Genomic DNA, 23,002 nt, shown 5'->3' on the forward strand with positions numbered 1-23,002 from the left:
GGAAAGGGGAAATAGAAGATGTTGAAATTACAAGGGAAATACAATGAAGCAAAAGTGTTTACTACAAATGTAGAAAAAACTGCAGCAGGTCAAATTATTGATCTTTGTAACCAACAATTCGTAAAGGATAGCAAGATCCGTATTATGCCAGATACACATGCGGGCGCAGGTTGTACGATTGGGACAACAATGACAATTCAAGATAAGATTGTTCCTAATTTAGTCGGGGTTAACTAAGCGGCTCAGACTTTAAACTACTCACTCAATTGACTGGAAACCCTAACGATAAAAGGCGAGGGCAATCAGCAGCCAGTGGTTATGGTGACATAATCGAATGGTTCAGAGACTTGTACGATGTTAGCAGACTAAGGTACAGAATTATTCCTCATCCATTTTGAATTGAAGAGGAATAATTAATACGGTGAGCCTACAGTAGAGACTGCATATCTCGATGACTGTAGAGAAGGTATAGTCCACTCTTTCAGGAAACTGAGAGGTAAGTACGATATTGGTTGTGGCATGGAAGTTGTTATGATTAATAAGAAAAAAGAGGAAATCAACTTCGATCACTTAGACGAAACGATACGCAAATTTGTCCCAAGTGGTTTTCGTATTCGAGATAAGGAACATAGATTTTCAGAAATGATTGATTTTGATAGTGTAAGAGCCCCGTTTACATTGCAACGTGCTCAAAAAAGTATTGGTACGCTTGGAGGGGGCAATCATTTTGTCGAACTGAATGAGGATGATAAAGGAAATGTATACATTGTCATTCATAGTGGTTCGCGTAATTTAGGGAAACAGGTAGCAGAGTATTATCAAAACTTTGCTTACGAGCAACTTATAAACGTTAAATCTATTAAAGAAGAAATTATTGAACGTTTAACGAAAGAAGGTAGACAACAAGAAATACATGAAGCTTTACGTGGAATTAAGAAACCGGTGATTCGCAAAGAATTAGCTTATTTAGAAGGACAAGGATTTAAAGATTACATGAATGATATGAAAATTGCTCAAAAATATGCGGAGTTAAATCGTAAAGCAATGATTGATGAAATCGTCACTAAAATGGATTGGAAAGTAACAGATCAATTCACTACAATCCATAACTACATCGATATGGACAATATGATTCTAAGAAAAGGTGCTATTTCAGCTCAGAAAGATGAACGAGTAATCATTCCAATTAATATGAGAGACGGTTCTATCATTGCATTTGGTAAAGGAAATCCAGATTGGAACTTTTCTGGCCCTCATGGAGCAGGACGTATTATGAGCCGTAAGAAGGCGAAAGAAGTACTTAACTTAGAGGATTTTCAAAATACAATGACAGAGGTTTGGACTACATCTGTTGCAGAAAGTACTTTAGATGAAGCGCCAATGGTATATAAGCCAATGGAAGAAATTATTGAGAATACAAAAGAAACAATTGATATTAAACATATTATTAAGCCACTTTACAATTTTAAGGCGAATTAAAAGAGGAGTAACGTTTATTAAAGAAAGAGAACTTGAAAAGATAGCATATTTTGTGGCGGTTATATAACAGAGATTAAAAAGACAACATATTAAACTAAGAGATTCATTATATTCATTTACATTTATGTAATGTAAAAGACTAGAAAGCTAGATTGGCGTGAATCGCGAATTGTGGAGTGCAAAAAACAACAAAATCTCTTAAAAAAAACTTAAATTTTTACTCCATCAATCTTTACAATCACCCCCTATAATGTGAATTGGACAAGCACCTAAGAGAAAACAGAACATGTCAGTTTGTACTTTCTATTATTAGGGGGAGAATTTGTATGAAAAAGACAGTTGCTTCGTTAGCAGTTATGGCGGCATTATTACCGACGTTTTCAGTGCATGCGGAAGGGAAAGAGCAAGCCCGAAAATCAGCTACAACTTTTAATGTTATTAGTGATATTCAAGGTGATTTAGGGGATTTTGATCATGTGCTAAAAGATATGAACAAAGTGACGCCACTTTCTAGAGCGCTTATTATGAATGGGGATATAACGCCGACTGGACAACAGTCACAATATGATGATGTAAAGCGTGTGTTAAATAAAAATAAGCATCCAGAAAATGTATGGTCTACTGTTGGGAATCATGAGTTTTATGCTGGTAAATGGACAGCAGATGGAAAACTCTCTCAAAGTACATGGCCAAATGGTGTAAATGAGGAAACTTTATTTAACCGCTATCTGAAATTTAGTGGACAAGAAAAGGTATATCATAAAAAAGAATTAGACGGTTATCCGTTTCTATTTTTAGGAACGGAAAAATATATGGAATACCACGATTCAAAAATGTGGGACGAAGTATATATGAGTGATGAGCAATTAGGTTGGTTAAAACAAAATTTAGAAGAGTACAGCCAAAAAGATAAAAATAAACCAATTTTCATTTTCTCTCATCACGTTTTACCTGATACTGTGTCTGGGTCAAGACAATCACCATATTTACAAGACTATTTAAACGTTGATAAATTGTACGATATATTAAAAGACTATCCGCAGGTCGTTTTCTTTACGAGTCATACGCATTGGGATTTAAACTTACCGGACTGGGCTGGTAAAAAGAAAATTGCAGGCGGAGATGAAAAAGGTTTCACTGTTGTAAATACGGGCGGGATTGAAACAGGCTGGATGTCAGCAGGACCAAATGGAGGAGAGAAAACTGCTCCAGATGGCTATTCATTTAAACAAGGGTTACAAGTGAAAGCATATGGTAACGATGTAATTGTGACAGCTTACGATTACAAACGTGATAAGGATATAAAGAAGTTATTAATTAGTGATTCAAAAATTGCGCAGATGGCACCAAATGTAACGGCAGATGATAGTAAAAATATAATTGTCGGAGCAACTGAATATATGGAGTATTCTATAGAAGGAACGAATAAGTGGCATACGTATAGTAAAGCAAATCCTCCGAAATTAGATGGAGATAAAGTCGTATACGTACGCCATAAAGGTGAAATGAATTTAGAGCCGGGATTAACGCAGTTACTTCGTTTTTCGGTAAATAAGTGATTGGAGGGAGTCTGCATTTGAATGTGTGGGCTCTTTTTTTGTTGATGAGAAAGGGGTTGCCTGTCTGTCGTTTTTTGTCGATAGATCGATATATTAAGAAAATCGTTGATATACTGCAAGTTACGATCGATATATTTGAAAAATCGTTGATATATTGTAAGTAATGAACGATATATTTAAAAAATCGTTGATATAAATTTCATGTACCGTAATTGAGTTAAAATCATTAATACGGTTTTACTTATCAAAATGAAATTCTAATACATTTTTAACCCAGAAAGATGACTTCACCATTTTTACGTGTAATAATAGTAACGTTACATATATTGTGAAAGAAGTACAAAAGGAGCGTTACAATGAATTTAGCTAAATTCCCGAGAAAAAAATATACAGAATCATATACACCAATTGAAAAGTTAAACAATTTTTCTGAAGCACTTGGTGGTCCGACTATTTATTTTAAACGAGATGATTTACTTGGTTTAACAGCCGGTGGCAATAAGACGAGAAAGTTAGAATTTCTAGTTGCAGATGCACAGGAAAATGGTGCAGATACGTTAATTACAGCTGGTGGTATTCAGTCAAATCATTGCCGCCTGACACTTGCTGCTGCGGTAAAAGAAAAAATGAAATGTATTCTTGTATTAGAGGAAGGGCTTGAGCCAGAAGAGAAGAGAGACTTTAACGGAAACTATTTCTTATATCACTTATTAGGTGCTGAAAACGTCATTGTTGTACCGAACGGAGCAGACCTGATGGAAGAAATGCATAAAGTAGCAAAAGAAGTAAGTGAAAAAGGAAATACACCATATGTAATTCCAGTTGGTGGATCAAACCCTACAGGCGCTATGGGATACGTTGCTTGTGCGCAAGAAATTATGGCGCAATCATTTGAGCAAGGAATTGATTTCAGTTCAGTTGTTTGTGTAAGTGGTAGCGGCGGTATGCATGCTGGTTTAATTACTGGTTTTTCTGGAACACAAAGCCATATTCCTGTAATCGGGATTAATGTAAGTAGAGGAAAAGCTGAGCAAGAAGAGAAAGTAGCAAAACTTGTAGATGAAACTTCAGCACATGTTGGTATTCCAAACTTTATCTCGCGCGACGCTGTTACGTGCTTTGATGAATATGTAGGACCAGGCTATGCGTTACCAACGCCGGAAATGGTAGAGGCAGTTCAGTTACTTGCGAAAACAGAAGGTATTTTACTTGATCCAGTGTATACAGGTAAGGCAGTAGCGGGATTAATCGACTTAATTAGAAAAGGTAATTTTAATAAGGAAGACAATATTTTATTCGTACATTCAGGTGGTTCACCAGCTTTATATGCGAATACTTCTTTATTTGCGTAAGTGTAAAAAGCATTGGGTATCCAATGCTTTTTTGTTATATACTGGAATTATTGAGAGGTAGGAGGATGATATGAATTCAAATTTAAAATGGATTATATATACGGTACTCGGCATTTCTATTCTATTAATCTTATTTGTGGCTTATGGGGTGTATTCTTATTTTACATTTTAAAAGCGTAATGGAAGTGAACCATAATGTAATGTATGTTATAGTTTGATATGTTAATTACTTACAATAATTTCCACAAGGAGAATACATAATGAGAGCAAAGAAACTAGTAACGTTAGCAGTTCCATTTATGCTGTTAGTCGGATGCGAGGTAGGAGATAAAGATTCTACTCATAAGACTGAGCAAACTAGTAAAGCAATAACAATACTTTCCGAACAACAGTATCCGTACTACATATGTGAGCAAGTGGTAGAGTTCCAATTTAAGAAGGATGAACTATTACTAAACTTAGGAGAATCCTTAAAGGATAAAGAAAAAGCAAAAGCTGTTTTAAAAACATCAAACGAAATAGATAAAATTTTAGATAATATGGAACACATAAAAGTACCTGATACATACAAAGACATTCACAAATCCATACAAGAAGGGGTAACAGAGGCAAGAAAAGCAACGAAGTTAATTAAGGATGCTGGTAAAGAAGATAAACAGAAGATTCAAGAAGCTGCAATGAAAGGTACTGAATTTTTATCAGGTGTAGACGGAGAGCATTGGAAAAAAGCAGTTTATGAGTTATCACAGGAAAACAAAGATGCTTATAGTAAGGCACTTGATAAGAAAGTAAAGGAGTACTCAAAGTAAAACAGTAACTTGTAACAATACATATCCACCTAAAATTTCCGCGAATGCTATGCTAGGAAGTTAGGTGGGAGATTACTGTCCTTAAATGTGGCTGATTAAAGCTACAGCCACATTCTCCTGTTCTAATTAACTAAAAGAAGAACTTCCCCATCCCGATTAAACTACTGATCATTCCTATTCCACTCATGGTGCCTTTTCCTGCTGTAAGTAAGTTTCCAAGCAGTCCTAGCTGACCGTTACCTCCGTTATTTCCCCATCCCATTGGGGCCCACGGACCACCCCATCCTGGAGGGTTTCCAAAAACACCCGAGTTATTGGTATTGAAATGAAAAGGCTTGGCTGGCGGCGATAGTAAAGCTGCAAGATGACCTTGTGCGAACATCCCTGTATGATTGAATGGTTGCGCCCAGGGGAAGGGAGGTTTTTGAAAATTAAAACCTGCATGCCCTGGTAATGGAGTCCAATTAGCAGGGTGACCTTGTGGTATTATCCCTGCATAATTAATTGGCTGCTGCCCCAAAGAGAAGGGAGGAGGTTGGGGATTGAACCCCGTATAATTGGCTGATGAATCCCAACTAACTGGATAAACTCGGTAACTCCAATTCTCAGGAAGCTTCAAATCATTCATTACCTCAGATTTAGTTATTTCGGGCTGTGAATATAATGAAATTTGGTTATTATATTGTTCCCCGTTTCCCTGTGACTTCAAATACCAATATTGGTGCATACACTAATTCCCCTCACTTTAAAAATGTAATGTTAGACTTAGCCTATGTAATATTCCTTTTTTGGGATGGTTACATAACTAGATCTACAAGCCTGTATTTAAAGGAATGGGTGCGTGGTCTTGTTGATTTTTCTCACTGCCTGTAAAATTTCCATTGATTTAAAGTTTCAATTTATTTTAGAAGGGTATTTTCAGTTGCTTCTTTTTGTATTTCAGCCTAATTTAAATTCCGTTAACAAACGTTTTTATAAAGGTTTCATCAACAAAAAGATTTTAAAATGGTATGTTGAGCAAGTGGAATTGCTAAAAAGAGAATATCCATTCGAAGAGTTTGGCAAAATACTGCAAGGGTAATGTTTTCTTGTGCAAATATGTAAACGATTTAAACGAATCAATGAAATTTATAATGAAGGGGCAATTAAATATATGAGTGAAACATTACATAAAAGAAAACCACCATATTTAATGCTTGTAATCCTTTTTATTGGGGCATTTGTTTCATTTCTAAATAACTCCCTTTTAAATGTAGCCTTGCCATCAATAATGAAAGATTTAAACATTCAAGATTATTCAACGATCCAGTGGCTTTCTACAGGGTATATGCTTGTAAGTGGTATATTAATTCCGGCCTCAGCATTTTTAATAACGCGTTTTTCAAATAGGAGCCTATTTATTACATCTATGGTGATTTTTATTCTTGGTACTGCCTTAGCGGCTGTAGCACCGAATTTTGGTTTATTACTTACTGGTCGGATGGTTCAAGCGGCAGGCTCTTCAGTTATGGGACCTTTGTTAATGAATATTATGCTAGTAAGCTTTCCGAGAGAAAAAAGGGGAACAGCAATGGGGATTTTTGGACTAGTTATGATTACAGCTCCAGCAATTGGACCGACACTATCAGGTTATATTGTAGAGTATTATGACTGGCGTTTGCTGTTTGAAATGATTTTACCGTTAGCAATCATTAGCTTACTGTTAGGGATTTGGAAATCTGAGAATGTCATGAAACAAAACAAAAATGCAAAACTTGATTATCTCTCATTACTATTATCTTCTGTCGGTTTTGGCGGTCTGTTATATGGATTCAGTTCTGCAAGCTCCGATGGCTGGACGAATAAAGTTGTCTTAACAGCCTTAATCATAGGCGCTATTGCCTTAATTGCTTTCATTATCCGTCAATTAAAAATGGATGAGCCGTTATTGGATTTACGTGTTTACAAGTACCCAATGTTTGCACTTGCGTCTGTAATTGCAATTGTTAACGCGGTGGCCATGTTTTCGGGTATGATTTTAACACCAGCTTATGTACAAAACGTCCGTGGTATTTCGCCGCTGAGCTCTGGGCTGATGATGCTTCCAGGTGCGGTAATAATGGGGATTATGTCACCAATTACAGGTAAACTATTTGATAAATATGGTCCTCGGATTCTTGGCATAGTAGGGCTTTCCATTACAGCTGTTTCAACTTATATGTTGGCAAGTCTGCAAATTGACTCTAGTCATACACATATTATTCTTATTTATACACTGCGGATGTTTGGGATGGCGATGGTGATGATGCCACTTATGACAAATGGTCTTAATCAATTGCCAACTCGCTTAAATCCGCACGGTACAGCTGTTAATAATACAGCTCAACAAGTGTCCGGTTCCATTGGTACTGCTATTCTTGTTACGATTATGAACTCTGTAACAAAAACAAAAGCTGAAAGTTTAATGTCTCATATAGATCCAACAACCTTCACAGAAACTACGAAGGCAATAGTAACTCAGAAGGCTTTATTATCCGGAATTCAATATTCATTCTATGTAGCGCTTGGCATGAATGTTGTTGCACTATTATTAGTTTTTTTCGTTAAACGTGTAGACACAAGTGCGGAAGCCGTCGAGAAGTTAAATCGGTAGAGAAGAATAAAACGTTAGATAATGATTCCTACAAGTTGTTTGCTGATTAGATAAACTATAAAGAAATACAAATTTTTGCTACTAAGGCGCCGGTATTTAAAATGGGAAAAGAACTGAAAGAAGCAGTGACATAATTATATAGTGAAAGAGGACCTGATGTTCATATCAGGTCCTCTTTCATTAGTAACACGGTATATTGCTTATTGTATTGGTTTAACTAAACCACTGATTTTTCAAATACTACAATCTTAAGCTCGTCAACTTCTCTATTTTGGGATGTTTTAGAAGAAAATGAATCAAAATAATCATTTTTATGAACAAATACAAGAGATGAGATCCGTTTGCAATTTCTCATAAACATTACAAGTTTAGATTATCTTTTAATACCAACATTAAAAGGCTCCAACTATATTTATTCGCTTCATTTTAATTTAGTATTTTTCTACAAGTTATAAATCTAATTGCCAAGCTTATACGCAATATCATAATCATGAATAGTTAGGGAAAAGATAAAATAAGGTAATCAATTACATATCTTTATTTCATGCTTTTTTGAAAGGGTGTTTTTAATGGAAAAAAAAGTATCTGCCATTCCTCAGCCGAAAACATATGGACCGCTGGGTAATCTCCCATTAATCGATAAAGATAAACCGACCCTATCCTTTATCAAGATAGCGGAAGAGTATGGTCCCATTTTTCAAATTCAAACTTTAAGTGATACCATCATTGTCGTTTCTGGACATGAATTGGTAGCAGAAGTTTGTGACGAAACACGGTTCGATAAAAGTATAGAGGGTGCTTTAGCAAAAGTTCGTGCCTTTGCTGGAGACGGATTATTTACTAGCGAGACTCACGAGCCTAACTGGAAAAAAGCTCATAATATTTTGATGCCTACATTCAGTCAACGGGCAATGAAAGATTACCATGCCATGATGGTCGATATTGCTGTACAACTCGTTCAAAAATGGGCACGACTTAATCCGAATGAAAACGTAGATGTTCCGGAGGATATGACTCGCCTTACGTTAGATACAATTGGTCTATGTGGTTTTAATTACCGCTTCAATAGCTTTTATCGTGAGACACCTCATCCTTTTATTACTAGCATGACCCGTGCTCTAGATGAGGCGATGCACCAATTACAGAGGCTGGATATAGAAGATAAACTCATGTGGAGAACGAAACGTCAATTTCAGCATGATATTCAATCTATGTTTTCTTTAGTAGATAATATTATTGCTGAACGTAAAAGTAATGGGAATCAGGAAGAAAATGATTTACTTTCCCGTATGTTAAATGTGCAGGATCCGGAAACTGGTGAAAAATTAGATGATGAAAACATTCGTTTCCAAATTATTACTTTTTTAATAGCTGGGCATGAGACAACAAGTGGATTGTTATCTTTTGCAATTTACTTTTTATTAAAGAATCCGGATAAGTTGAAAAAAGCCTATGAAGAAGTAGACCGTGTTTTGACAGATCCTACTCCAACATACCAACAAGTTATGAAACTGAAGTATATACGGATGATTTTAAATGAATCGCTACGTCTATGGCCTACCGCTCCAGCATTCAGTCTCTATGCAAAAGAAGATACAGTGATTGGCGGGAAATACCCAATTAAGAAAGGAGAAGATCGTATTTCTGTTCTTATTCCACAGCTACATAGGGATAAAGATGCATGGGGAGACAATGTGGAAGAATTCCAACCTGAACGATTTGAAGAGCTAGATAAGGTTCCTCATCATGCTTATAAGCCATTTGGAAATGGCCAGAGAGCATGTATCGGTATGCAATTTGCACTTCATGAAGCCACTCTTGTAATGGGAATGCTTCTTCAACATTTTGAATTAATTGATTATCAAAACTATCAGCTGGACGTAAAACAAACATTAACGCTAAAGCCCGGTGATTTTAAGATTAGGATTCTACCCCGAAAACAAACTATTAGTCATCCTACTGTTCTTGCATCTACAGAGGACAAGCTGAAAAACGATGAAATTAAGCAGCACGTCCAGAAGGCACCTTCTATTATTGGGGCCGATAATCTTTCACTTCTTGTTCTGTATGGCTCGGATACAGGTGTAGCAGAAGGTATTGCAAGAGAATTAGCAGATACAGCTAGTTTAGAAGGAGTTCAAACGGAAGTGGTAGCTCTTAACGATCGAATTGGAAGTTTGCCAAAAGAAGGAGCGGTACTTATTGTGACTTCTTCTTATAATGGAAAACCGCCAAGTAATGCAGGGCAGTTTGTGCAATGGTTGGAGGAACTAAAACCAGATGAGCTAAAAGGGGTTCAATACGCAGTTTTTGGTTGTGGAGATCATAATTGGGCTAGTACCTACCAACGGATTCCAAGATACATTGATGAGCAAATGGCTCAAAAAGGAGCAACAAGATTTTCTAAACGCGGAGAAGCAGATGCAAGTGGTGATTTCGAGGAACAGCTTGAGCAATGGAAACAAAACATGTGGTCTGATGCGATGAAGGCATTTGGATTGGAGCTCAACAAAAATATGGAAAAAGAGCGCAGTACTTTGAGTCTGCAATTTGTCAGTCGTCTTGGAGGATCTCCTCTTGCACGAACATATGAAGCAGTTTATGCATCTATACTAGAAAATCGTGAACTCCAATCATCCAGCAGTGATAGAAGTACACGACATATCGAGGTATCTTTGCCAGAAGGCGCTACATATAAAGAAGGAGACCACCTTGGAGTGTTGCCAGTTAATAGCGAGAAAAATATCAACCGAATTTTAAAACGTTTTGGATTAAATGGGAAGGATCAAGTTATACTGAGTGCAAGTGGACGAAGTATAAATCACATACCTTTAGACAGTCCTGTTAGTTTATTGGACCTTCTTAGTTATAGTGTTGAAGTTCAAGAAGCTGCCACTCGAGCACAAATACGAGAAATGGTAACATTCACAGCATGTCCTCCTCATAAAAAAGAATTGGAAGCATTATTAGAAGAAGGAGTTTATCATGAACAAATATTAAAGAAACGGATTTCAATGTTGGACCTTCTTGAAAAGTATGAGGCTTGTGAAATCCGATTTGAACGCTTTTTAGAACTTCTTCCTGCGCTCAAACCGCGTTACTATTCTATTTCAAGCTCTCCACTCGTTGCACACAATCGTCTGAGCATTACGGTCGGTGTTGTTAATGCACCTGCATGGAGTGGGGAAGGGACATATGAAGGAGTCGCTTCTAATTACTTAGCTCAGCGTCATAATAAAGATGAGATTATCTGTTTCATTCGAACGCCACAATCAAACTTTGAATTACCTAAAGATCCAGAAACACCAATTATTATGGTTGGGCCAGGTACTGGAATTGCACCATTCCGTGGATTCTTGCAAGCGCGTCGTGTTCAAAAGCAAAAAGGTATGAACTTAGGACAAGCGCATCTATATTTTGGTTGTCATCATCCTGAAAAAGATTATCTTTATCGTACAGAACTAGAAAATGATGAAAGAGATGGATTAATCTCTTTACACACAGCTTTTTCTCGTTTAGAGGGACATCCAAAAACATATGTACAGCATTTGATAAAACAAGATAGAATCAATTTAATTTCGTTATTAGATAATGGAGCTCATCTTTATATATGTGGTGATGGAAGTAAAATGGCTCCGGATGTAGAAGATACCCTTTGTCAAGCATATCAAGAAATTCATGAAGTCAGTGAACAAGAAGCAAGAAATTGGTTGGATCGTGTGCAAGATGAAGGGCGATATGGAAAAGATGTTTGGGCTGGTATATGAATGTTTCTTAATTAGATACATATTAACTAATGAACTTCTTTCGAATAAATTTCACTTTATTAGTATAGTGTATTTAGATGAATAGTGATTAACCAGATTATTTAGTATCTACTAAATAAAAAACAGGACCTGATATACATCTATCAGGTCCTGTTTCACATAGACATTATACATCGATATTTTCCACACATTATCAATGTTTGTAATGTAGTTAGCCTTTTGAGTCAGCTATAAAATCAGATATTATTTTTTCGATATCGAAAGGAGTAATCCCTTTATTCAAAGAGAAAATAGTTTCTGCTTCTTCGATGTCTTGAACGAGTTCACCTCTAGCTTCAATATGTAATCGGAACAAGTCATATAAATTCGGTTTAACTAAATTAGTTAAAGCCTTTCCAACTAGTATCATACCTTTTTGATTAGCTTCGATGGTATTATCATAAGTTAGATCTCTTGTAAGAGACAAATCTGTCCAAATCAATTTTCGTTCCTTTAAGTCTAAAATAACTGGAATAGAGATTTGGGTGTCGGCAGTAATATCCACTTTGTCTTGAACAGTAGAAGGTTCAAATACTTCACCTGAACCAGGATATTGACGAACCATCCAACCAGTAAAGCATTCTGGTAAATCTTTATATGGTTGGTCTGTGTAAGAAAGCAAAGTCATAACTACATAGCGTCCACCATATTTCAGCACAGACGGAATATCGAAATCAATGAATTCAGATGCTCCCTTTGGTGCAGAAGTAATATCTCCGCTATGGTAGGCTTTGAAATTTTTTGAACGTAAGTTCGTGAAGGATACATGTTCTTTGTATTGCCAATCTTCGTCGTACATTGCAGCAGACAAATCAATGTCAACACGTCCTGTATGTTGTCCATTCACATAGCCTTCTTTCCACCATAGGAAAAAACGAATCGTATCTCCTTCTGGCAAATCTACTTTACTTCCTCGAGATAATGTGCGAAGCGCTTTGCTGGCTGAACGTTGAGAGAAGGGAACTAAGTGATTTTTTAACTGTTCATCCAAAAATACTTTTCCGAGACTTGGAAGTTCTGCGAAGCGATTTTTTAAAGTATCTTCACACATTTTTACAATCATTAAACAAATATCCTCTGAGATAAATGGAAGTGTATTTTCAATACCTATAGCTTTTGCTACATTTCCCTTTGGAAAAAAGGTGCGAAATTCATTTTTATCATTTCGATGCTTAAAATGAGCCGTGAGTTGAAGTAATACAGGAGTAGAAACATTTCCTATTATACTTAGAAACTCTTCGAGAATATTGAAAACATCTGTTGACGTATCACTACATAAACGGATTAAATGATCCAAGCGTCTGGCAAATTCCCCCGGGCGAGTTTTTAAAAGATTTTTCGCTGTCATGATATCACGATTCAACAAAGCTGCTTCTATTTTTCCATTAAATGTTTCAACTTTAATGTTGTTGCGAAGCATCTCAAATGCTCGGTGGGTTTTTGGGAAACGAGTATGATATTCTGCTGGATGAAGAATTTCACCTAAACGAATCCAACGTTTTTTGTATCGAATCATATCTTCGGTAATGTTTCCGCATTGCTCTAACAATCCTAAAAGGAAGCGTCTTTCTACTCGGTTAAACTTCTTGAATCGAACGGAGGATGCTAAACTCACATCACCTTCAGATAAAGCAACTGCAAGGCGAAGAACATCAGTTGCTGTTTTAAAATACTTTGCAGCAGCATCGGCTGATATTTTTCTGTTTATTAATAAAACCCCAATTATAAAAGACATATTTTCCTTATGGGGAATTACATTAGGTAGAAAACAGGAAACATCTTCAGTGTGTGTAATAGCCCATTCTACATCTGTCTTATCAGTTGAGGAAATAGAGCTGTTTGCACGAATCAATTGAGAAATCATTTGATTGAAATCTTCTTCACTTCCTAAGTCAATCACTTTCAAATCAACGCTATCTAAAAGAGGAAGTCGTTCTTCTACTTTTGATACAGGTAGGCGCAACGTCACATAATGAATAACGGCATTGATGTATAAATCAGCGTCACTTAAATCCATCATTTGTTGCGGAAAGTTTGGATACATAGGAGTAAACTGAATATGTGCACCAACCATTTCTTTTAAATGTTTTACCAACTCTTTGTAAAACGATGTGAATGCACCAACCGAAAGTGTTTGCAACTCTTCTATTAAAGGCTCAGAAAAAGTAAATCCTAAACTTTCCAAGTTTTTTAAAGCAGTGGCTAAATACATGTTCGGTAGTTTATTTTCTTCTCTTTTTATAATTACTTTCAAACTTCTTCTTATGTAAATAGAATTTTTCATGAGAACGCCGATTATTCACTCCTTATAAAAGAGGGGAATAGTCCGACTGTCCTCCTTTCAGTGGTAGATTTTTATTTTTACATGCATAAACACACTAATTGTAGAGAAATGCACTGAGGGTATAAAGCTATTTTTTAGTGAAAAATTAGGGGTATAACATTTAGTTGTTAAGTGGTAATTTGTTAATTAAGAAAAGAAAACCTCTACATCAATGGTTGATAAACTAAAGTTTATTCAAACCCAAAGAAGAAAGAGGTTTTATAGTCTAATTATTTTCATAGGAAATTGACAACTCTAAAACAATTTGAAATTTCTACAAAGAAGGAAGAATTGTCATAGCCTATGTGTTTAGCAGGAAAGTAACATCCCTATTTCGCCAAAGAAGTTAGAAGGAAGGAACGTCATAGCCTGCTTTATTAGTATATTCTCTTGCGAAGAGCAATTCAAGTATACTGTCTGATTTTTTATTTTTTTCTTAAAGGGGAATTTTCATGTTTATCCCGCATTAACGGAGGATTTTTATTTTTGATATATTATGGAATGGAGTTGAATGAGTATTATAAATACAAAAGGTGAAATTAAAAAAACGAAAAGAAAAGTATTACTAACTATACTTACTATGTTAGTAATTATAATTGGATTTGGATATTGGAAACTTTTTAGTTTGCAAGGTGTTCCAAAAGGGGAATTAATTCGAACAGTGAAATCTCCAGATGGAAAATATCTCATCAAGACTTATTTTCATAATGCAGGATCATTAAGTGCGGATGCTGTTAGGGGTGAATTAGTTAACCTTGATACAGATTCAGAGAAAAATATATATTGGAATTATCCAGATACCGATCCATATATTGAATGGGTAAATAAGAATATTGTTAGAATTGGAGATCAAACTTTAGATGTTTCGCAGAAAGAAACCTATGATTGGCGTGATGATGATAAGCACGTTAAAGAAATGCCTAAACAGTTTAGTAGATAAAACAAGAAAATTTAAATGTATTTAATCTTATTTGTTTAACAATAGATAGTATTATATGAGTGAAAGAGTCCATTTAAATCTTCTAAATGGACTCTTTTAGGTTTCTAGATACGACTACTGATAAAAATGGAACAAACTTGTTACTTAGGTTGTCTATTAAGTATACGTATAAAACAGGTGTTCATGATAGTTCAATCATTTTATGAAAAGTGAGATGCAAGAAGAGTGATATCCGATACACTCTTTAATTGTATCGATATGTATAACACCTAGAAAAACTATATATTCTTGAAAGAGGTTGAAAATATATGATAGTCTTAAACAAGTTTTTTAACATTTTACATTACAAAAAGATGGTACCTGTAGTATTTCTTTCGTGTGCAACGCTTATAGGCTGTTCCGATGGCAATACTCAGTCTGAATTACCTAAACAAACAAAACAAACAAAACAAACGAAACAAACGAAACAAACAAATCAAACCAAACAAGAAACTACTGGTAATGATTCTTTTGCTAAACTTGAAAAAGAATTTGATGCTAAACTCGGTATTTATGCATTGGACACTGATACGAATCAAACCGTTACGTATCAATCAGATAAACGGTTTGCATACGCATCTACCCACAAAGCTTTAGCTGTGGGAGTACTTTTACAAAAGAAATCAATAGAAGATCTAAATCAAAGAGTTTTGTATACTCGTGAAGATCTTGTTAATTACAATCCAATTACAGAAAAGTATGTTGATAGGGGTATGACTCTGAAAGAGCTTGCAGATGCTTCCCTTCGATATAGTGATAATACTGCCCAAAATCTTATTCTTAAACAATTAGGTGGACCTAGTGAATTCAAAAAATCACTGAGAGAAATAGGAGATACCGTTACAAATCCTGAACGTTTTGAACCAGAGTTAAACGAAGTGCATCCAGGAGACGTACATGATACTAGTACCCCAAAGGCATTAGCTACTAGTCTTCAGGCTTTTGCGCTAGGAGATGTACTTTCAACTGAGAAACGGGATTTATTAATAGATTGGATGAAAAGGAATACTACGGGAGACAACTTAATTCGTGCTGGAGTTCCAGGAGGATGGGAAGTAGCTGATAAGACTGGATCAGGATCTTATGGAACCAGAAATGATATCGCAATTATTTGGCCACCAAATAAAAAGCCAATTGTTCTTGCGATACTTTCTAATCATGATAAAGAGGATGCTAAATACGATGATAAGCTTATTGCAGAAGCAACCAAAATAGCGCTGGGTGTCTTAAAAGCTAAAAATAAATAATAATAGTATTAGTTATTGAAATTTTCTTGTTTTTCAGTCACAATACTGTGACGGTCTTTTTGTGTATTTTACAAAAGATCGTCTTAAGTAAAGAAAGAAGATAGAAACCATCTCTATTAAGTTTATTAACTAAGTAACAACAAATATATGCTTTATTGGATACTTATTGCATTTAATGTGGAGGAATAATATGGAGTCAAAAATTCTTATTGTTGATGATGATAAAGAGATTAGAAATCTTATCTCTGTATATCTGGAAAATGAAGGCCTAAAAACTCAAAAGGTAGAAGATGCTATACAAGCTTTACAACTGTTAGAAGAAAAGGAATTTGATTTGATTATTTTAGATATTATGATACCGAATATGGATGGCATTGAAGCATGTATGAAAATTAGGGAAGATCGCAATATGCCTATCATTATGCTATCTGCAAAATCTGAGGATATAGACAAAATTCAGGGCCTAGCCTCTGGTGCAGACGATTATTTATCAAAACCGTTTAACCCACTAGAATTAATTGCTAGGGTAAAATCCCAATTAAGAAGGTTTAAAAAATACAATACGTCCATAGAACATAATAAAAGTATTCTAGAAATTGGTGACTTAACCGTGAATACAGATACTCGTCAAGTATGGGTAAGGGGAAAAGAAACAAGGTTAACTCCAAAAGAGTTTGCTATTCTCGAACTACTCGCCCGTAACAAAGGGATTGTCCTGAGTGTAGCAAAAATATATGAAGCAGTTTGGAAAGAGGTTTTTTATAAATCAGATAATACCGTCATGGTGCATATTACAAAAATAAGAGACAAAATTGAAGAAGATTCTAAACATCCCATTTATATTAAAACTGTTTGGGGAATTGGGTATAAAATATGAAGAATGTTAGTTTCAGAAATAAGATTATTATAAAACTTCTTGGTGCTGTTGCAATTAGTTTTTTTATTTCATTTGGTTTAACAATCCTCATTGTGCAATACGTCATAGATCCATTTTTTATAAAACACGAAGATTTTGGCATGTTTGAAGTGAGACTCGCAATGTTGTTCTTATTTACGTTCGCAATCTTAAACTTTATAGTAATCTTTTTGCTATTGGTTCGAAAGAAAATAGTATATTTGAAGCTCATTTCGGAAAATGTGAATGATATTGCAAATGGAAAACTGGGTTTAACAATTGGGATTAAGGGGAAGGACGAATTGACCCAACTTGCTCAAAATATCAACTATATGTCCAAGGAATTGGAGAATACATTTGAACAAGAAAGACAATTAGAACGTACAAAAAATGAACTTATCACCAATGTATCCCATGATTTACGCACACCTTTAACATCTATTATTGGCTATATAGATTTATTAAAAAGAGGGCAATACAACAGTAACATACAATTACAGGAATACCTTGAAACCACGTATTCAAAGTCACAGAGACTGAAATATTTAATTGATGAGCTGTTTGAGTATACTCGTTTATCAGGTATAGATGCTAAGTTAAACCTTAATGAAGTTGATTTATCAGGTTTGTTGGAACAAATAGTTGGAGAATACATACCTATATTTGAAAAGGAAAGTTTAATCGTTCAAAAATCAATTACGCAAGAAACAATACCTATCTTCATAGATGTAGAAAAAATGGTACGTGTTTATGAAAATCTTTTTATGAATGCGATAAAGTACAGCATGAAACCATCCGAATTATCTATATGTCTTGAACTAATAGGTAACAAGGCAATGTTGAAAGTATCAAATAAAGTCGAGAAACCGCCTGTTAGCGATCCAAATAAATTGTTTGAAAGGTTTTTCAGGGGGGACAAGGCAAGAAAAGATGACCAGGGAAATGGACTGGGACTTGCTATTTCAAAAAGAATTGTTGAACTTCATCATGGTAATATACATGCAGAATATAAAGATGGTTGGATGTCTTTTATTGTTGAACATTCAATTAGATAGAAAGCTTATGGAACTACAGGTTCCATAAGCTTTTTTTAAAACTTAAGAAATCTTAAGGATTTTACGGGGTGTTTCCTAATTTTCATAGTTTATCATGGGTGTATTCAAAGTGATGAGGTGAGCAAAGAAGATAAAAGGAAAGATTTCATTGTAGCTTAAGTGTGGAGGAAACATGTCTATTTTGTTAGTAGTAAACAAATTTAGTAGCTTATTGTAATGAAATAAAAAAATGTAGGAGGATATAAATGATAAAGCCAGTTGTAGATGTAAAAAACATTCAAAAATTGTACGGTAAAAAAGGTGAGAATCAATCACACGCATTAAAAGGTGTATCATTCTCAATTCAAGAGGGAGAGTTTGTTGGTATTATGGGGCCTTCTGGTTCTGGTAAAACAACATTATTAAATGTAATTTCAACGTTAGATAAAGCGACAGGCGGCGTTGTTGAAATTGCAGGAACGGATATTACGAGGATGAAGCAGGGGGAACTTTCTGATTTTCGTTCACAAAAGTTAGGATTCATTTTCCAAGACTTTAACTTATTGGAGAATTTATCTATCTATGAAAATATCGCACTCCCACTTTCACTTCAAGGTGTTTCATCTCGTAATATTGGAAAGAAAGTAGAAAAAGTAGCTGATATGTTAGGCATTACAGCGATACTTCAAAAATATCCTTCTGAAGTATCTGGTGGACAAAAGCAACGTTCCGCAGCAGCACGTGCGTTAGTTCATGAACCAGAAATTATTTTGGGAGATGAGCCGACTGGAGCTCTAGATTCTAAAAATGCAACGAGTTTACTTAATGCCATGACAAGCTTAAATAAAGAGCAAGGTGTATCCATTATGATGGTTACGCATGATCCTTACAGCGCAAGTTACTGTCAACGTATTTTATTCATTCAAGATGGTGAGTTATATAAAGAAATTCATCGCGATAGTACCCGTGAAGAATTCTATAAAGAAATTTTAGATGTGCTTGCAAACTTAGGCACACAAAAAGCGTAAGGAAGGAAGTTCAATCATGTTATTTAAGCTTTCTATGTCAGGCCTAAAAAGTAAGTTGCAAGATTACATTGTTTTACTTGTTGGTCTTATTGTCTCTATTTCAACTTTTTATATGTTTCAAACGCTAGCATCCAATAAAACGTTCCTTGAATCTAACTCTTCTATTAGGGATATTGTGGCTGTCTTTAAAATTGGTTCCGTTTTGTTAGCGATTATCACATTTTTCTATATTTTATATGCAAACTCTTTCTTATCAGCTCTTCGTCAAAAAGAATTTGGTATGTATATGATGTTAGGAGCAAAAAAGCATAAAGTTACCTTACTTATGTTCATTGAAACAATCATATTAGGTGCCACCTCTCTTTTGATTGGAATTACAATTGGTGTAGGACTTGCAGAAGGTATCGGTCAGCTATTAATGAAACAACTCGAGTTTGCTGGCGAAGGTTATAAAGCATTTTATCTGCCATCTATAGCTATTACTTGCATCTTCTTCTTTGCACTCTTTGTATTATCTGCAATTATGAATAGTATTAAATTATCTCGTATTTCTGTACTGCAACTTGTACATGCTGATGAACAAACAGAACGTGTTGCCATAAAAGGAAAAATGACAGTTGTAGTTGCATTCCTTGGTATTCTTTTATTGGGTATTGGTTATGCATCACTTATTTATATATCATATGCAAATTCGCTAATTGTTTTGGGATTAATGGCTGTTGGATTAATCTCAGCAACTGTTGGTACTTACCTTATATTTGGATCACTTCTTCCAGTTATGATTAACAAGCTAAAGAGTAATAAAAAACGTAGTGAAAAAGGCCTCAATGCTTTTACTTTTGCACAATTAAATTTCCGCATTAATAGTCTAACAAATGTGCTTGCAACAGTAGCAATTTTAGTGGCTCTTGGTGCTGGTGGAATTGCTTGTGGTATGGCATTTAAAAACAACATCCTAAAAATTACAGATCAAATACAAATTTACGATTCAGTCATTCATAATCCAACAGTGGAAGAAAAGACAATTTTGGGTAGTATCTTATTTCAAGAAAAACTTGAATATCATTACAAAGTTGATGATAGATATGTTTATTATCTTAAAGAAGATGTAGAGAAAAATCGCCCTTTCTTGCAAGGTATGAAAATAGAGAAAGCTTCAGAGGAAATACCAATTGGTGCATTTTCAATAAAACGGGCTGAAGGAGAGACAGACACAAAACAATGGATTCAGGTTTTCAGAACGATCCAGCCCAATTATTTATATCCTGATTATGAAATAAAAATTGTAGATTATAACATATACAATGGATTGAAGGGGAAAGAAAGTATTGTGTTTATGGGGAAAACAGATGATTTTGGATCATACATAAAAGAATGGAAAAAACTTGATGAATTACAGATAGCAAAATATAAAAATGTGAAAGCGGAAGAATTGGGTAGTAAGTATCAAACATATATTATGAGTCATGATTTTGCCAGCGGACTAATGTTTATGGGTTTCTTCGTTGGAATTGCATTTTTAGCAATGATGGCAAGCTGCTTAATGTTTAAAGTTCTGTCGGGAGCATCAAAAGATGTAACACGTTATCAAATGCTTCATAAAATTGGTGTTCGCCGAGAGTTATTAACAAAATCGATTTATAAAGAGTTATTCTTCATATTCTTATTCCCAGCAATTGTAGGGATTACTCATATATTAGTTGGTATGAACATGTTTAGCCCTCTTGTAATCGATCCGTACTCTCGCATTTGGTTACCACTTGTTATTTTTGTAGTAATTTACTCGATGTATTACTGGATTACTGTTCAATTATTTAAAGGAATTGTACTCCCTAAAAAAGATTAATGTAATGATGTTGTTTATCCCGCATTAACGGGCAGCACGATTGGTGAGGGCTCATAATCAGTGGGGGATGAACAAACCCCACTGATTAAAGTTTCACTTTATCTTCTACTGTACCTTGTAACTACATTTTACCTTGCTGTAAAGAAACAAAAAACGTTTTTTTATTCAATAATTCCAATTTCTAGAGCTTTTTGAACAGCTTCTTCTTTGTTGCGGACTCCTAGCTTTGTATAAGCTGTGGAAGCATAATTTCTGACCGTACCATTCGATAAATATAACCTTGATGCTATGGTAGTGTATCGAAGTCCCTTGGCTACTAGTTGCAATATTTCTATCTCCCTAGCTGTTAGCTCATAAGCGGTTGCTTTTGATTGTGGTGTCTCTTTTTGCTCATCAAATTTCTCAAATATTTTGTGAGACATTCCCTGATCAATCAGTGTCCCACCTTTGTGAATAAGTCGGATCGTATTAGCTAGCTCCAATGTTTCAATGGATTTGAGTAAAAAGCCATCCGCACCGTTGCGAAGCGATTCCAACGCCTGTTCGGTATCCTGAAAAGTGGTAAAAATCAATATGCGGATATGTGGCCATTGTTGCTTAATCTTTTTGGTTGCTTCGACTCCATCCATGTGCTGCATATCTAAATCCATAAGTATAACATGGGGTTGAAGGCGCCCACACAAATCGATGGCTTCATTGCCATCCTCGGCCAAACCGACTACATTTAAATCTTCATATCTATCGAGTAGTGTCCTCAAACTTTCCCGAACAAACGGCTGGTCGTCTACAATTAACAAACGAATAAGTCCATCTTTTATTTCAGTTTGTCGCGGTATGGTACATGTAACAAGCATTCCTTCATCTGGCTTTGTATATACAGACAATTGACCTTGCAAATTCATTGCTCGTTCTTTCATTGCATTCAGACCGAAGCCTTCCTGCCATTCTACATTTCCTTTTCCATTATCTTGAACTTCTAATCTCGTATATTGTTGTTCAAACTGCAATGAAACTATAATTTCAGTTCCTTGACCATGACGTACTGCATTCGTAAGGGACTCTTGTAAGCAACGAATGAACGCTATCTTCGCTTGCCGAGACATTTCATATTCCTCTCCGTATGCCCGAAAACTTACATTAACCTGAGCGTGCTCCTGAAATTCGGCTCCAAGATTTTGGAGAGATTGAATTAAGGAAGGTGATTGGCAAGGAGACTCCATTTGATGTAGGTAACCTCTCACGTCCTCGATGCTTTTACGTCCCATTTCAAGCAGAGAATCTAGCCTCTGTATACCCATTTCAGTAGCAAGTTCGGTGCGCAACGTTTCCATCCCCATAATAATAGATGTATAAGCGTGACCAACTGTATCATGAAGCTCACTCGACAGTCTGTTTCGTTCTTCCGCCAGTGTAATGCGTTCAATCTGAGACATATATTGCTCAAGTACCGCGTTTTGTTTACGAATTGATTCATTTTGTTTATGATTGACGATTAATAAATGAAAAGCGAAGCCCATTACATATGCGAATCCATAATAGGTGACCATAACCCAATAGCTATTACTTGGCGCAACCGCATAGAAAATTCCATTTGTTGCAAAAACTGTTATTGGAGCTGTCCAATAATAGGACAAATGCTTACTATTCGCAGCAATTAGAAACACTGATATAAGAAATGTGTTGTAAGCCCCTGGAAATAATGAGGTTAAATATATACATAGTCCACCATACAGCAGTATTTCTGTGAACAAATAATATTTATAATTGAATAGTAAGGCTACCCATGGAACAGAGAAGGCAATAATTTCCCAAAGAATAATAATCCAAAGTGGTAATGTTAAACCATCCTGAAAATTTAATGTAGCTAGAATGATAGACACACTAGCAAGTAGGCGTACCCCTAACATAATCCAATCATACCAAAACCAATACTTAACCATATCTAACAAGTCCTTTACCCCCTAAATAGCCTACCATTTTACTTCCTATATTATAATTTAATCCTTCCTGCCT

The 23,002-nt window shown here is 35.4% G+C and carries 16 protein-coding genes; 13 read left to right on the top strand and 3 right to left on the bottom strand.

Annotated elements, in window-relative coordinates; all coding sequences use genetic code 11:
• Positions 1 to 18: 18 nt before the first annotated feature.
• From ACTFRM_RS09525 to ACTFRM_RS09545, 5 genes are all read left to right on the top strand, one after another.
• Entirely contained in the window at positions 19 to 237 is a 219-nt protein-coding gene (locus ACTFRM_RS09525; RefSeq protein ID WP_000916241.1) for an RtcB family protein, read from the top strand.
• A 282-nt stretch (positions 238 to 519) separates the two neighbouring features.
• The gene (locus ACTFRM_RS09530; RefSeq protein WP_000454383.1) at positions 520 to 1,479 is read left to right on the top strand and encodes an RNA-splicing ligase RtcB; all 960 of its coding nucleotides are present in this window, start codon (positions 520 to 522) and stop codon (positions 1,477 to 1,479) included.
• A 326-nt stretch (positions 1,480 to 1,805) separates the two neighbouring features.
• The gene (locus ACTFRM_RS09535; RefSeq protein ID WP_440043256.1) at positions 1,806 to 3,038 is read left to right on the top strand and encodes a DUF4073 domain-containing protein; all 1,233 of its coding nucleotides are present in this window, start codon (positions 1,806 to 1,808) and stop codon (positions 3,036 to 3,038) included.
• A 356-nt stretch (positions 3,039 to 3,394) separates the two neighbouring features.
• Positions 3,395 to 4,390, top strand: coding sequence for a D-cysteine desulfhydrase (locus ACTFRM_RS09540; RefSeq protein ID WP_001046615.1), 996 nt, complete (start codon positions 3,395 to 3,397; stop codon positions 4,388 to 4,390).
• Positions 4,391 to 4,650: 260 nt separating this feature from the next.
• Positions 4,651 to 5,199, top strand: coding sequence for a hypothetical protein (locus ACTFRM_RS09545; RefSeq protein ID WP_001201796.1), 549 nt, complete (start codon positions 4,651 to 4,653; stop codon positions 5,197 to 5,199).
• Positions 5,200 to 5,329: 130 nt separating this feature from the next.
• On the opposite strand, the gene ACTFRM_RS09550 is transcribed toward ACTFRM_RS09545, so the two are convergent.
• Positions 5,330 to 5,926 (bottom strand): hypothetical protein, encoded by a 597-nt coding sequence (locus ACTFRM_RS09550; RefSeq protein WP_000554421.1) that lies wholly within the window; start codon positions 5,924 to 5,926, stop codon positions 5,330 to 5,332.
• 426 nt (positions 5,927 to 6,352) lie between these two features.
• Here ACTFRM_RS09550 and ACTFRM_RS09555 point away from each other — a divergent pair, with 426 nt between their 5' ends.
• Entirely contained in the window at positions 6,353 to 7,831 is a 1,479-nt protein-coding gene (locus tag ACTFRM_RS09555; RefSeq protein WP_000005110.1) for a DHA2 family efflux MFS transporter permease subunit, read from the top strand.
• A 569-nt stretch (positions 7,832 to 8,400) separates the two neighbouring features.
• Entirely contained in the window at positions 8,401 to 11,598 is a 3,198-nt protein-coding gene (gene cypD, locus ACTFRM_RS09560; RefSeq protein WP_440043258.1) for a bifunctional P-450/NADPH--P450 reductase, read from the top strand.
• 211 nt (positions 11,599 to 11,809) lie between these two features.
• Here cypD and ACTFRM_RS09565 read toward each other — a convergent pair whose 3' ends face one another.
• A complete protein-coding gene (locus ACTFRM_RS09565; RefSeq protein WP_141096692.1) occupies positions 11,810 to 13,921 on the bottom strand; it encodes a TerD family protein in 2,112 nt (703 codons plus the stop codon).
• Positions 13,922 to 14,471: 550 nt separating this feature from the next.
• On the opposite strand from ACTFRM_RS09565, the gene ACTFRM_RS09570 reads away from it, so the two are divergent.
• The 6 genes from ACTFRM_RS09570 to ACTFRM_RS09595 all read left to right on the top strand — a co-directional run bounded on the left by ACTFRM_RS09570 (position 14,472) and on the right by ACTFRM_RS09595 (position 20,989).
• Positions 14,472 to 14,900, top strand: coding sequence for a DUF5412 domain-containing protein (locus ACTFRM_RS09570; protein WP_000022543.1), 429 nt, complete (start codon positions 14,472 to 14,474; stop codon positions 14,898 to 14,900).
• Positions 14,901 to 15,208: 308 nt separating this feature from the next.
• Positions 15,209 to 16,186: a class A beta-lactamase gene (gene bla / locus ACTFRM_RS09575; RefSeq protein ID WP_000636453.1), complete on the top strand. Its 978-nt coding sequence runs from the start codon at positions 15,209 to 15,211 to the stop codon at positions 16,184 to 16,186.
• Between the two features lie 190 nt (positions 16,187 to 16,376).
• On the top strand, positions 16,377 to 17,063 hold the full coding sequence (locus ACTFRM_RS09580; protein WP_440043259.1) for a response regulator transcription factor: 687 nt from the start codon (positions 16,377 to 16,379) through the stop codon (positions 17,061 to 17,063).
• Positions 17,060 to 18,136, top strand: coding sequence for a HAMP domain-containing sensor histidine kinase (locus tag ACTFRM_RS09585; protein WP_000800285.1), 1,077 nt, complete (start codon positions 17,060 to 17,062; stop codon positions 18,134 to 18,136). The genes ACTFRM_RS09580 and ACTFRM_RS09585 overlap by 4 nt, the downstream gene beginning before the upstream one ends.
• Before the next feature lie 245 nt (positions 18,137 to 18,381).
• On the top strand, positions 18,382 to 19,143 hold the full coding sequence (locus ACTFRM_RS09590) for an ABC transporter ATP-binding protein (protein ID WP_440043260.1): 762 nt from the start codon (positions 18,382 to 18,384) through the stop codon (positions 19,141 to 19,143).
• Positions 19,144 to 19,159: 16 nt separating this feature from the next.
• Entirely contained in the window at positions 19,160 to 20,989 is a 1,830-nt protein-coding gene (locus ACTFRM_RS09595; protein ID WP_000897821.1) for an FtsX-like permease family protein, read from the top strand.
• 161 nt (positions 20,990 to 21,150) lie between these two features.
• Here ACTFRM_RS09595 and ACTFRM_RS09600 read toward each other — a convergent pair whose 3' ends face one another.
• Positions 21,151 to 22,938 carry a response regulator gene (locus tag ACTFRM_RS09600; protein ID WP_440043261.1) on the bottom strand — a complete coding sequence of 596 codons (1,788 nt, stop codon included), beginning with the start codon at positions 22,936 to 22,938 and terminating at the stop codon, positions 21,151 to 21,153.
• Between the last annotated feature and the right edge of the window lie 64 nt (positions 22,939 to 23,002).

This window comes from Bacillus cereus group sp. MYBK227-1 (assembly GCF_051916325.1).
Taxonomy (GTDB): domain Bacteria; phylum Bacillota; class Bacilli; order Bacillales; family Bacillaceae_G; genus Bacillus_A; species Bacillus_A cereus.

Excerpts from the sequence above, each read along its gene's own strand:
- ACTFRM_RS09545 (WP_001201796.1), top strand. The coding sequence starts at position 4,651 with ATGAGAGCAAAGAAACTAGTAACGTTAGCAGTTCCATTTATGCTGTTA.
- ACTFRM_RS09565 (WP_141096692.1), bottom strand. The coding sequence starts at position 13,921 with ATGAAAAATTCTATTTACATAAGAAGAAGTTTGAAAGTAATTATAAAA.
- ACTFRM_RS09595 (WP_000897821.1), top strand. The coding sequence starts at position 19,160 with ATGTTATTTAAGCTTTCTATGTCAGGCCTAAAAAGTAAGTTGCAAGAT.
- ACTFRM_RS09530 (WP_000454383.1), top strand. The coding sequence starts at position 520 with ATGGAAGTTGTTATGATTAATAAGAAAAAAGAGGAAATCAACTTCGAT.
- ACTFRM_RS09570 (WP_000022543.1), top strand. The coding sequence starts at position 14,472 with ATGAGTATTATAAATACAAAAGGTGAAATTAAAAAAACGAAAAGAAAA.
- ACTFRM_RS09580 (WP_440043259.1), top strand. The coding sequence starts at position 16,377 with ATGGAGTCAAAAATTCTTATTGTTGATGATGATAAAGAGATTAGAAAT.
- ACTFRM_RS09535 (WP_440043256.1), top strand. The coding sequence starts at position 1,806 with ATGAAAAAGACAGTTGCTTCGTTAGCAGTTATGGCGGCATTATTACCG.
- ACTFRM_RS09525 (WP_000916241.1), top strand. The coding sequence starts at position 19 with ATGTTGAAATTACAAGGGAAATACAATGAAGCAAAAGTGTTTACTACA.
- ACTFRM_RS09590 (WP_440043260.1), top strand. The coding sequence starts at position 18,382 with ATGATAAAGCCAGTTGTAGATGTAAAAAACATTCAAAAATTGTACGGT.
- ACTFRM_RS09555 (WP_000005110.1), top strand. The coding sequence starts at position 6,353 with ATGAGTGAAACATTACATAAAAGAAAACCACCATATTTAATGCTTGTA.
- ACTFRM_RS09540 (WP_001046615.1), top strand. The coding sequence starts at position 3,395 with ATGAATTTAGCTAAATTCCCGAGAAAAAAATATACAGAATCATATACA.
- ACTFRM_RS09585 (WP_000800285.1), top strand. The coding sequence starts at position 17,060 with ATGAAGAATGTTAGTTTCAGAAATAAGATTATTATAAAACTTCTTGGT.
- ACTFRM_RS09550 (WP_000554421.1), bottom strand. The coding sequence starts at position 5,926 with ATGCACCAATATTGGTATTTGAAGTCACAGGGAAACGGGGAACAATAT.
- bla (WP_000636453.1), top strand. The coding sequence starts at position 15,209 with ATGATAGTCTTAAACAAGTTTTTTAACATTTTACATTACAAAAAGATG.
- cypD (WP_440043258.1), top strand. The coding sequence starts at position 8,401 with ATGGAAAAAAAAGTATCTGCCATTCCTCAGCCGAAAACATATGGACCG.